Raw genomic sequence first — 11,053 nt, 5'->3', positions numbered from 1 at the left:
AGAAAATCAAAAAGATAAGAGAAATAATAAAGCAAAATTCAATCAACAAAAGAATTTTTGATAATAAAACAATGAAATATCAGAGTAAATAACTACATTTGCAGTTGTGCACTTTTGTTTGACAACGTACATAGAGATCCTGACAGGATGAATTCTGTATCAAGTTATATAGAAAAACATCCCGTATCAATCATGAAAGAGGCATCACAGAAGCTCAAGGAAAGTATAAATATAATTGATAGATAATGAGGAAAGAATATATTTTTGCATTGATATTTGCAATACTATGTTTCCTTGGGGGAAATTATTATAGCACCTATAATAGTAAAAAAAGAACTCTATTTGTTAATAAAGGAAAAGCAACAGAAAAGGAGACTAAAGATCCTTTTCAAGATACAAATCTCTACGATTCGACAAATTCTGAAAATACAGGAAACAGGTTTAAAAAGGGTATTATACCCGATGCCGAAACAGCATGTAAAGTAGCCATTCCCATTATTAAAGCAGTGTATGGAGAGCAACAGTTAAACTCTGAATTGCCACTTCAAATAACGCTTATCAATGATAAATACTGGACGATAGAAGGGACATTACATACGGCAAAAGGAGGTGTTGTATTTATGACCATTAATAAGAATAATGGATGTGTATTAAATTTGATGCATGGTGAATAATATCATGTTTTATTATGATTACTTAGAAGATACAACAAAAATTAGAAAGCAAATTTCACAAGAAATGGAACGATATGATAAAGAGTCTAAAAGATATAAACCAGTTATTGAAGACTAAGAGCATCATATTCCTGCCAATCATTATTGGAATAGTGTGTCTTGTCATTTACATTACATACCTATTAAAAAATGAAAGAACTTTACAAAAGGATTAATCTGATTTTAGCAAATTGGAATCCTCTGTCTATCCCCAAAAATATTGCAGAAGTGGAATATTTACATTATATACCTATAATTATATCGCTCTACAATAGTAAAAAAAAGCTAGAGTCTTATTTGATAAAAATAAGTTTAGAAACGGGATTGCCGCGTAACAAAAGACTTTTAAAAGAGATTTCACGAATAGTTAATGATATTATAAAAGAAAGTCTTGAACAAAAGTAAAAGAGTGCAGCTATGAGTGATTAAACCGTTTGGTATATGCCAGTGGTAAGGCCAAGCAGGCAAGTTACAGCATGCAGATGACTTTTGGACGCATGAGCGAACCGCTTACCAAGGTGCAAAAGGTGGACTCCACAAAGACAGCACAGTCTTATGACTTCACCTATAAGTACGAAGACAGTAACCATCCCACGGCACCCACGCAGATTGGACATGAGCATTATACATACGATACCAACGGCAATCCCACGCTGGTGGAGAACGACAGCCTGAACAGCGAGCGGCGCATGTATTGGGACGAGGACAACCGCCTGATGGTATTGTCGGACAACGGTAAGACCAGCCGATACACCTACAATGCCGCTGGCGAGCGTATCATCAAGAGCCACGGCGACCTTGAAGGCGTATATATCAATGGTGCGCCACAGGGAATCACGTTCCACGAAACGGAAGATTACACCATTTATCCTGCTCCGATGATCACTGTGACAAAGAGCCGCTTCACCAAGCATTACTTTATTGGCGACAAACGCGTGGCAAGTAAACTCGGTATAGGCAAGTTCAGCAATGTCTATGGCATCAGTGGCAACAACGTTACGGCAGGACAGAAAGATTATGCTGCACGCATGATGCAGATAGAGAAACAGCGCGATGAGTATTACAAGTCGCTTGGCAGGCCGCCGGGAGTACCAACAATGAAAGGAGCCACGGCAGATCCCGACAACACCGGTTATGGCTACAACACCATCATCGGGGAGCTGGGCAACCATAGTGTGCCTGAAGGTTGGGTGCAACGGCCGAAGTTCAATGACAAAGGTGATGTTCCCGGTCCGCCCATTCAATGGCAGAAGCCTGAAGACCCTGACAATGCGCAGCCGGGCTATGGTTATGTCCCTGCGGACACCACCAACATTGAGGAAATCTTCTTCTATCACAGTGACCATCTCGGCAGTACATCTTATATTACAGATGCCAAGGCCAACATCACGCAATTCGATGCTTACCTGCCTTATGGTGAACTGCTCGTGGATAAACATAGTAGCAGTGAGGACATGCCGTATAAGTTCAATGGTAAGGAATTCGACCAAGAGACGGGATTGTATTATTACGGGGCGAGGTATATGAATCCCGTGACATCAATGTGGTATGGTGTGGATCCGCTAGTGGAGAAATATCTATCCATTGGTAGTTATATTTATTGTGCAGGAAACCCAATACGCCTCATTGATACAGATGGTAATAAAATAGTAGATTCTAGGTTCCGAAACGCAGTAAGTTATGACAAACAAAGTAATGTTATATTTACTAAATATGCAACAAAAAACATTAAGAGAATTGTAGCGGCACTACAACTTACCCGCACAGGAAGGAAGATATTGAACCAAACCATAAGATCTAAAATCTTTGTAAAGATGATTTTGTCAAAAGAAACGATGATTTCTAAAACAAAAAATGGTCGCGAAGCTTATACTTATGGTATTACCGAACAAGGTAATAGGAATTCTAAAGATGACTTTGGAAAGAGAAGAAATGCTAATGGTTCATATAGAATAACAGAGTCTACCATCACGGTATTTGAAGGTACATTGATAGCTGACGCCAATAGAGACGATACGAAACATAAAGGATTGACCTTAGAACAGGCTATTGGTGCTGTTGCTGGTCATGAACTTGTGCATGCTACAGATGCAAAAGAAATAAATAGGGATATCAGACATGAAATTAAGAATGGAACACCTCGAAATGATAGAGAAGTCCTTCCAAATAAAGTTGAACAAGAAATTATAGAGCAATCAAAAACTTTAAACAAACAATAAGCATATGAAACAGAATATTATTTCACTATTTATATTCACAACTTTTGCAATTCCACTCTATGCACAAAGAAAAGCGCATATAAACTTTGGATATGTGCAAATTCCTGATAGTATAGCATCTATTATAGATCGTGGCTATGATTGGGGGCCCAATGATGAGCATGCCAGTTCTTTTATTCGTAATTTGCAGGACGGCAAAGAGCATACTTTAATAAATGGTATATATGCTTATAGTAGCCCAAATCCACACCATCCGCGCAAACTCTTCATCTATCACAATAAAAAACTGTTTATCTTTAAGAGTTATGGTGCATTCGATCCACAAGAAGTCATAAAAGAATATGTAACTTTTTTATCAGAAAGTAAGATACCAGATTCTCTTGCTATCAAATATCTAAAGGTGATTTATAAATACTTAAAAGAAGAAGAAGGACAAACTTATGGGAGCTATATTAGACCAACAAATGAGAAAGCGAACATATGCGTAGAATGAAGCTATTTCACTGCAACCCAGTTAAATCGCATTATCGCTGTGTATCATTCCAATGGCAAGTTCACGACCTCTTGGAGCATAAGCTTAAAGTAAATCATCCCGATGCAGGAGAAGTGACCTGTACTTATGATGCGGCAGGTAATCTCTTAACAAAACTCACGGCGGAACTCAAAAAGACGATTTCGAACAAGGCACCCATCACTTATACCTACGACTACGAACGGTTAAGTGAAGTACTCTATCCCAAGAATCTCTTCAACCGCGTTACCTATACCTATGGCAAACCGGGCGAGAAGTACAACCGTGCAGGCAGACTTGTGCTCGTAGAAGATGCTTCGGGCGGCGAAGCCTATTACTACGGCAACCAAGGTGAAGTCGTAAAAACCGTTCGCTCGGTGATGGTGAGCACCGCCGATGTACGTACCTATGTCTACGGTGCCACCTACGACAGTTGGAACCGCGTGCGCACCATGATTTATCCCGACGGAGAAGTCGTGACCTATGCCTATAATGCCGCAGGACAAATCGCGAGTGTCAAATCCAACAAACAAGGAAAGGAAGAAACCATCGTAGAAAAGGTGGGCTATGACAAGGACGGACACACAGTCTACACCAAGTTGGGTAACGGAACGGAAACCACCTACACCTACGACAAACAACGCGAACGCTTACAAGAAATGAATCTCACGGCAGCAGGTACGGCGATTATGACCAACAAGTACCAATACGATGCAGTGGATAATATCTTAGGTATTACCAATGCCGTAGACCCGACACAGGCCAATAGTAATAACAACAATAGCAATAACAACAAAGCGAAACTTGGTGGCGCATTCAACCATACCTATGCCTACGACGACCTTAATCGTCTGATAAAGGCAAACGGAAAAGCAAAGAGTGCGACCTATGAAATGCAGATGACTTTTGGACGCATGAGCGAACCGCTTACCAAGGTGCAAAAGGTGGACTCCACAAAGACGGCGCAGTCTTACGGCTTCACGTATAAGTATGAGGACAGCAACCACCCCACAGCCCCCACGCAGATAGGGCATGAGCATTACACCTACGATGCCAATGGAAATCCTACCTTAGTGGAGAACGATAGCCTTGGTACCGAACGGAGAATGTATTGGGATGAGGATAACCGACTGATGGTATTGTCGGATAATGGCAAGACAAGCCGATACACCTACAATGCTGCAGGCGAGCGTATCATCAAGAGCCACGGTGACCTCGAAGGCGTATATATAAACGGTGCGCCACAGGGAATGACGTTCCACGAAACGGAGGACTACACCATCTACCCCGCCCCGATTATCACCGTGACGAAGAACCGCTTTACCAAGCATTACTTCATCGGCGACAAGCGCGTGGCAAGTAAACTCGGCGTAGGCAAGTTCAGCAATGTTTATGGCATCAGCGGCAACAACGTTACGGCAGGACAGAAAGACTATGCCACTCGCATGATGCAGATAGAGAAGCAGCGTGAGGAGTATTATAAGTCGCTTGGCACGCCGCCGGGAGTACCAACAATGAAAGGAGCAACGGCCGATCCTGATAATACCGGTCATGGTTATAACGACATTATCGGGGATTTGGGCGACCATTCTGTGCCTGAAGGTTGGGTGCAACGGCCGAAGTTCAACGAGAAAGGAGATGTTCCTGGCCCGCCCATTCAATGGCAGAAGCCCGAAGACCCGGATAATGCACAACCGGGCTATGGTTATATCCCTGTCGATACGACTAATATCGAGGACATCTTCTTCTATCACTCCGACCACCTCGGCAGTACCTCTTACATTACCGACGCAAAGGCCAACATCACCCAGTTTGATGCTTACCTGCCCTACGGCGAGTTGCTCGTGGATGAGCACAGCAGCAGCGAGGATATGCCGTATAAGTTTAATGGCAAGGAACTCGACCAAGAGACGGGGCTGTATTATTATGGGGCGAGATATATGAATCCCATGACATCACTGTGGTATGGGGTAGATGCACTAACAGAGAAATATCCGAGTATCGGCGGGTATGTTTATTGCGCGGGGAATCCTGTACGGCTCATCGATACAGATGGAAATAAAATTGTAGACCATACTGGTAGTAGGGTTGCTGTATATATAAATAAACAGGGGAAAGTTATTTTTACTAAGTTTGTAACAAACGATATTAAAAGAATTGTTAACTCACTAATGCTTACGAAAGAGGGAATGAAGAGCCTGAAACAGGCTATCAATTCCACTATTCGTGTTAAGATGAGAATATCTGAAGAAGCTAAAATAGAAAAAGTCAAGAAAGGATATAGTTTTACTTATGGCGAAACAATACAAGGAAACTTTAATCCTAAAGATAATTATGGGCGCAGGGTGAATAAAGATGGAACATTGGGAATAACAGAATCTTCAATTACAATTTATGAGGGAACTATAGAAAATGATGCGAAAACAGAAAATCCAAAGCATAAAGGATTAACTATAGAACAAGCAATTGGGGCTGTCGCAGGTCACGAAATTGTACATGCAACCAATCGAAAAGAGATAAATAAGGATCTTAAATATGAAAAAGAAAATAAAGGAGGTGATAGATCTGATAAAGAGACTGTCCCTAATAAAATTGAGAATACGATAATAGAACAGTCACGAAAATTAAATATAGAAAAGAAATGAGAAAGAAACTATTTTTATTATTATTATTAATTTGTATTGCAGATTCTTTGCCTGCAAAAAATAGTCGAAAATCTTCTTTTTGTCAAGTTTTGATTCCTAAGGACATTGCAACACAACTTGATGAAAGTTATGGTAAAGAATTTGTTAATGCAAGTGCAAATGTGTACAATTTACTCAATAGCAAGGAAAAATATTTGGTAAATGGAATATATGCTTTTAAAGGACAAGGACCACATTTCCCCCGAAAAATATTTATTTATCGTAACAAAGAGATTTTCTTTTTTCAGAATATTGGCGCATTTAATCCAGACGGAGTTATTAAAGAGTTCTCTATATTTTTATCCAAGAACAAATTAACAAACACTGAGATCATCATGTATCTAAGAGCAATATATGAATATCTAAAAGATGAAAATGGTATGGAGTATGGAAGCGAAATAAAGAAAGATAAATAGAAGGGGTTGGATTAAGAATGCTCAATATGAGTGAGCTATGCAACATTTATGGCATCAGCGGCAACAACGTTACGGCAGGACAGAAAGATTATGCCGCCCGCATGATGCAGATAGAGAAGCAGCGTGAGGAGTATTATAAGTCGCTCGGTACACCTCCGGGTGTTCCCACGATGAAGGGTGCCACGGCAGATCCCGACAACACCGGTCGTGGTTATAACGACATTATTGGGGATTTGGGCGACCACTCCGTGCCTGAAGGTTGGGTGCAACGGCCGAAGTTCAACGAGAAAGGAGATGTTCCCGGCCCGCCCGTCCAATGGCAGAAGCCCGAAGACCCTGACAATGCGCAACCGGGCTATGGTTATATCCCAACGGATACCACCAACATCGAGGAAATCTTCTTCTATCACTCCGACCATCTCGGCAGTACGTCTTACATTACTGATGCCAAGGCCAACATCACCCAGTTCGATGCTTACCTGCCGTATGGCGAACTACTCGTAGATGAGCACAGCAGCAGCGAGGACATGCCGTATAAATTCAATGGCAAGGAACTCGACCAAGAAACTGGCTTATACTACTATGGGGCCAGATATATGGATCCCCAAAATTCTATGTGGCTGGGGGTTGATCCGCTAACGGAGAAATATCCGAATTTAACAGGATATTGCTACACAAATAATAATCCTATCAAGTATATTGATCCAACTGGTACAGATTGGTATAGAAATGATGAAACTGCTGCTATTTTCTGGCAGGAAGGGAATGCCAACTCTATAACATACGATGGTCAGGAGTATAGAAATATAGGTGAAACATATAGTATATATCAATCTGGAATGAGATACGATTATCAGCAGGATAAGATTATAAAAGTATCCGATGCAAGTGGTAGGTTTAATGTAGAAGGTGGGCAATATATACCTAAGAGTTTTATAACAGATGATGGAACTAAAGTTAGTGTAACTTTTAAGTATAAGAGTCCAACTGGGGGTTATGGTGATTATGCATTGTCAAAAGATGCTGTTAGTTTATTAATTAAAGGGATAAACGATGCTAATATTTCTGGCGCAGGAATTACTTCTATTGATGTTTCTACAACTACAACTGGGAAACATTCCCCTTCAAGCAATCATTATGCATCAAATGGAGGAAGAGCTATAGACATTGACATGGTAAATGGAATCCCAGTTAAAAATCCTAAATCACATGAAAAAGTTGATGCTTTTCAACGTGCAATTAGAGAGAATCCTATCTTAAGAGAGAATTTTGGACCTAATATACAAGAAAAAGAGGGGAAAACTAAGAGGATCTCTGGGCATAATAATCATATTCATATTGCAACTCAAAAGCGATGAAAAAATATAGGGCATGTTTTTTAAGCATAATTATATTGTATTGCTATATAGGATTACCTATTTATTCACAGAATAAGGATACTTTGTGCATTCACGGAGATTTTGTTTGTACAATAGGTAAATATTTGGTTTATTGTCAAAATAACGATGATACGGAAGCGATTGAAAGGAAACTGCAAAGACTGGATATAAGGAATTACCGCAACCACAGTTATTGTATCGATTCAACCATGACCTCGAATTGCTTAAAGATCTCGGACTCTGCACTGATATATGCAAAAGGTAGGAATATTATACTTTGGCATGTTCCTCAAAATGCAAAATATATTTATTGGCATTCAAAGCAGAATTTACCCATTGTGAACCTAGCTCAAAGTCGGAATAGGGATTATTTAATGGTGAGTCGAATAGATTACGAAGCAGAAGAGATGCTATTAACAATTATGGGAAAGAAAATGAATATTCTTTTTGAAAAGAAAATTAAGCTAAATGGTATGGAGATAGAGGGGGCGATTCCTATATCGTATGCCATTGAATCTTGTTTTGTTATTCTTGTCCAGGACAAATTATATCTCATCGACTGTGAAAGATTAAAGATTAACTTAATCACGAATCATTGTGATGTTTTTACCACCAGTACTCACTCAATTATCTATTACAAATTTATTTCAGATGATAAAACTAGAGGATATGAGTTGATACCATCCCGAAACGAAATACAAGAAATAGACAGGAGTCTTGAACAATCCTTATATGATTGTCCTCTGACTTGGTTGTTTACTTCAAGAGTTAACGACGAAAATATTCCCATATATTACGTATGCGGAAAAGCGTATCGATTAGAAAAACATAATTGGCAAGAAATTCCTAAAATAATTATCTATCAAGATAAAGCAATTAGTATTACCGTCCCAATTATTAATGGTACTTTTCAATATAACTGGTTCAGTTTTTCTTTTCTTAATGATAGTGATTGGTAATGCTTCAGATTGGGAGTTGTGAAAATAGGGTCTTGATTATCAGGACTATCTGATAAATTAAAAATGCGAAGGCAGGAATTAGCGCTTTGCCTTCGCATTATTTTCGCAATTATAGCATAAGCAAATGAAGCAACAGGATAGTTTTGGAACTTTATGCTCCAGATTGGGAGTTAAGTTTTTATGTCCCTATTGTCAATCTGAGTCAATCGTCAAAAGTGGGAAGAATTGCAATGGCAAACAACGCTACCAATGCAAATATTGCCACAAGCGCTTTATCACCGACTACACCTACAAAGCCTATCTTCCTGACACCGATTCCAAAATCATCCAACTGACCAAAGAGGGATTAGGCATTCGTAGTACGGCACGAGTATTGGGGATTTCAGTTACCACTTTGCTCAAAAGAATTTTACAGATAGCAAGCAACATCAAACAACCACCTATCCTGTAGGCAGAACCTACGAAGTAGATGAAATGCGGATATTTATCGGTAAGAAAAATTGCTTACGATGATTGGCTTATTCCTTAGATAGAGAAACAAATCAGGTGGTTGCTTTCAATGTTGGCAGACGTACCAACCGTACTTTGTCGGTAATACTTCACAACCTTTTCCTATCCAAAGCCAAATTTATTTATACCGACAAATTGAAAAATTACGGCTATCTTATCAGCCGAAAAATTCACCGTACCGTTTTCCGTTCCACCAACCATATCGAGCGGCACAATCTTACACTTCGCACCCACCTAAAATGATTGAACCGAAAAGCGATTTGTTACAGCCGTAGTTTATTAGTACTAACGGCTATCATAAAAATTTACTTGTGGGTATAACTCTGTTCCTTAATTGTCGCATCACATCCACAATGCTCGATAGGTGGTTGCGCTATTTGTTTGGAATGAGATGAGATAAGACAGGAGTGTTCTTTATCCTTTGAATTTCCGAATCGACAAGCGAAAGTATCTCTCGCTTCACCTTACGATAGTTGGCTTCGATAGTCTCTTTGAGATTATCGCAGCCATCTTCGTTTATGAAGTCTGCTATTGTTGGTATAGGCTGATAGGCTTTCATTTCGGCAAAGACTTTGGCGCTATCCACCACAATCTCTGCATGGAAAATCTTCTGGTCGATACGCTCATCGAAGTTGTCGGATACTGCACCTACAAACATACCTTGTGTAAGATTGCTGATTTTCGATGCAGGGATAAGGCCGTCCATCTGGGTAGAGATTGAGGTGGACTTATCATTGCGATTGATGGTCATTGACTGCCGTTGTTGAAGCACCTTGCCGAAGCGCTCGGAGAGAGTCTTGGCAGTTTCACCTACCACTTGCCCACTGAACACATTGCCAACAGTGTTCTGTATCACCTTGCTCTCCTTATCACCATAGTCACGGGTAAGTTGCGAAAAGTCTTGAAAGCCCAAACATACCGCTACTTTGTTGCTTCGGGCGGTAGCAATAAGGTTGTCCAGCCCACGGAAATAGATAGTTGGCAACTCGTCGATAATCACAGAACTTTTGAGCTGTTTCTTCTTGTTGATGAGTTTCACAATACGACTATTATAGAGTCCAAGAGCAGCTGAGTAGATATTCTGGCGGTCGGGATTATTTCCTACGACCAACACCTTCGGCTCATTGGGATTATTGATGTCGAGCGAGAAATCATTACCCGTCATCACCCAATAAAGTGCTGGTGAAATCATTCTTGAGAGCGGTATCTTCGCTGAAGCAATCTGTCCCTGCAACTGATCCTGTGCTCCACCCTCCCAAGCGTCCATAAAAGGGGAAAGGTAGTTGGCAAGTTCATCGTAGGAAGTGAGTATCGGGAATATCTGTGCGTAGGGACGGTTCAGAAATTCGATGGCATGAGGGAAAGTGCAATACTTTCCGTTCTCATAGATTTTCAGAAACCATATAATGGCTGCCAACAAGATGATGGGTGACTCCACGAAGAAATCCCCCTGCTTCTGTATCCACGAGCGGTTCAGGTTGAGCATAATCGTGTAGGCACTCTCGTAAGCATCTGATATATCCGTCATAAAGGCTGGATTGATGGGATTGCAGCGATGTGACTTTCTCGGATCATCAAAGTTGATGACATAGAACTTCGGTTTTATCTTGTACCCGTCCAAGTGGTTGATGAGGTGATTGTAGGCAATCATCGACAGGTCGG

The 11,053-nt window shown here is 40.4% G+C and carries 10 protein-coding genes and 1 pseudogene; 10 read left to right on the top strand and 1 reads right to left on the bottom strand.

Annotated elements, in window-relative coordinates:
* The first annotated feature begins 245 nt into the window (after positions 1–245).
* From H164_RS0113735 to H164_RS16155, 10 genes and pseudogenes are all read left to right on the top strand, one after another.
* Positions 246–674 carry a YbbC/YhhH family protein gene (locus H164_RS0113735; protein ID WP_019969159.1) on the top strand — a complete coding sequence of 143 codons (429 nt, stop codon included), beginning with the start codon at positions 246–248 and terminating at the stop codon, positions 672–674.
* A gap of 189 nt (positions 675–863) precedes the next feature.
* Positions 864–1,118 carry a hypothetical protein gene (locus tag H164_RS14790; RefSeq protein WP_019969157.1) on the top strand — a complete coding sequence of 85 codons (255 nt, stop codon included), beginning with the start codon at positions 864–866 and terminating at the stop codon, positions 1,116–1,118.
* Between the two features lie 284 nt (positions 1,119–1,402).
* Positions 1,403–2,932: an RHS repeat domain-containing protein gene (locus tag H164_RS14785; RefSeq protein ID WP_238315357.1), complete on the top strand. Its 1,530-nt coding sequence runs from the start codon at positions 1,403–1,405 to the stop codon at positions 2,930–2,932.
* Positions 2,933–2,936: 4 nt separating this feature from the next.
* Positions 2,937–3,425, top strand: coding sequence for a hypothetical protein (locus H164_RS16010; RefSeq protein ID WP_019969155.1), 489 nt, complete (start codon positions 2,937–2,939; stop codon positions 3,423–3,425).
* Entirely contained in the window at positions 3,422–6,088 is a 2,667-nt protein-coding gene (locus H164_RS14775; protein ID WP_019969154.1) for an RHS repeat domain-containing protein, read from the top strand. The genes H164_RS16010 and H164_RS14775 overlap by 4 nt, the downstream gene beginning before the upstream one ends.
* Entirely contained in the window at positions 6,085–6,543 is a 459-nt protein-coding gene (locus H164_RS16005) for a hypothetical protein (RefSeq protein WP_026356389.1), read from the top strand. Before H164_RS14775 ends, H164_RS16005 begins: the two co-directional genes overlap by 4 nt.
* Before the next feature lie 41 nt (positions 6,544–6,584).
* A pseudogene (locus H164_RS16000) lies at positions 6,585–7,260 on the top strand (RHS repeat domain-containing protein); the annotation flags it as partial.
* Positions 7,261–7,897: 637 nt separating this feature from the next.
* Positions 7,898–8,881, top strand: coding sequence for a hypothetical protein (locus tag H164_RS0113695; RefSeq protein ID WP_019969151.1), 984 nt, complete (start codon positions 7,898–7,900; stop codon positions 8,879–8,881).
* A 124-nt stretch (positions 8,882–9,005) separates the two neighbouring features.
* Entirely contained in the window at positions 9,006–9,332 is a 327-nt protein-coding gene (locus tag H164_RS15820) for an IS1/IS1595 family N-terminal zinc-binding domain-containing protein (RefSeq protein WP_019969150.1), read from the top strand.
* A 95-nt stretch (positions 9,333–9,427) separates the two neighbouring features.
* The gene (locus H164_RS16155; protein WP_373278036.1) at positions 9,428–9,634 is read left to right on the top strand and encodes an IS1 family transposase; all 207 of its coding nucleotides are present in this window, start codon (positions 9,428–9,430) and stop codon (positions 9,632–9,634) included.
* Between the two features lie 130 nt (positions 9,635–9,764).
* Here the strand turns inward: H164_RS16155 and H164_RS0113685 are convergent.
* A partial coding sequence (locus H164_RS0113685; RefSeq protein WP_019969148.1) for a TraM recognition domain-containing protein occupies positions 9,765–11,053 on the bottom strand: 1,289 nt, incomplete at its 5' end.

Source organism: Segatella maculosa DSM 19339 = JCM 15638, from assembly GCF_000382385.1.
In the GTDB taxonomy this organism is placed as follows: Bacteria; Bacteroidota; Bacteroidia; order Bacteroidales; family Bacteroidaceae; genus Prevotella; species Prevotella maculosa.
The sequence above is the reverse complement of the archived record's forward strand: the minus strand, read 5'-3'. Positions and strand labels throughout refer to the sequence as shown.

Excerpts from the sequence above, each read along its gene's own strand:
- H164_RS0113735 (WP_019969159.1), top strand. The coding sequence starts at position 246 with ATGAGGAAAGAATATATTTTTGCATTGATATTTGCAATACTATGTTTC.
- H164_RS14790 (WP_019969157.1), top strand. The coding sequence starts at position 864 with ATGAAAGAACTTTACAAAAGGATTAATCTGATTTTAGCAAATTGGAAT.
- H164_RS14785 (WP_238315357.1), top strand. The coding sequence starts at position 1,403 with ATGTATTGGGACGAGGACAACCGCCTGATGGTATTGTCGGACAACGGT.
- H164_RS16010 (WP_019969155.1), top strand. The coding sequence starts at position 2,937 with ATGAAACAGAATATTATTTCACTATTTATATTCACAACTTTTGCAATT.
- H164_RS14775 (WP_019969154.1), top strand. The coding sequence starts at position 3,422 with ATGAAGCTATTTCACTGCAACCCAGTTAAATCGCATTATCGCTGTGTA.
- H164_RS16005 (WP_026356389.1), top strand. The coding sequence starts at position 6,085 with ATGAGAAAGAAACTATTTTTATTATTATTATTAATTTGTATTGCAGAT.
- H164_RS0113695 (WP_019969151.1), top strand. The coding sequence starts at position 7,898 with ATGAAAAAATATAGGGCATGTTTTTTAAGCATAATTATATTGTATTGC.
- H164_RS15820 (WP_019969150.1), top strand. The coding sequence starts at position 9,006 with ATGAAGCAACAGGATAGTTTTGGAACTTTATGCTCCAGATTGGGAGTT.